This window comes from Variovorax sp. dw_954, from assembly GCF_018449755.1.
GTDB lineage: Bacteria > Pseudomonadota > Gammaproteobacteria > Burkholderiales > Burkholderiaceae_C > Variovorax.
Window position 1 is genome coordinate 1 of record NZ_JAAVVD010000108.1, and the last position, 600, is coordinate 600.

The window sequence follows — 600 nt, forward strand, 5'->3', positions numbered from 1 at the left end:
TGCGGCGCCCGCCCCCATCTCCGACAGGGCCAGCGAATCCCCGCCCGATGGCCCCGAGATCCTGATGCTGTCCGCGGGTTTGTCGGCATCTTCCGCTTCAAGGGTCTTGATCAACTGGTCGAGGAACAACGGAATGCCGTTTGCCAACTGTTTTTCAGTGGCGGAGCGCTGAGGCCTCAGCGCAACCTTCGACTTGCAGCGTGAAACCAGCTCCTCCCGATTGATGGCGAGAAAGTTACGCATGCTCCAGTCCTTGGCTTTTGCCGGTTCATTTATCGGATGCCGCCCGTTTGTTCTTCAAAGGCGTACGACTTCTTCTTTAACCCTTCGAGGAAGGCCGGTCTGTGCGGTGTCAAACATACACAGTGCCGCACGCGCGAAAGCCTTTCGCTGAAAACATCGCGCGCGCTGGCTCGCAAACGCACGCGGTCAATCGGCGTTGCCCCGGCGAATGGAAGTGGACATCCTGCACGGTTGTCGCTGATCGCCCTCGTGCTTGGCCAAGCAACTGCGAAGCAACGACATCAGCTACGTGTCATGGAATATTGCGGAGTACCAGCTGCGTGCGGGACGGCCGTGCGCTGCCCCGTCGCACCTAGC

Annotated in this window: 1 pseudogene; it reads right to left on the reverse strand. The window is 59.8% G+C overall.

The window, feature by feature from the left end:
• Window positions 1-243 (reverse strand): annotated as a pseudogene (locus HB681_RS37730) (sensor histidine kinase); the annotation flags it as partial.
• Window positions 244-600 lie beyond the last annotated feature (357 nt).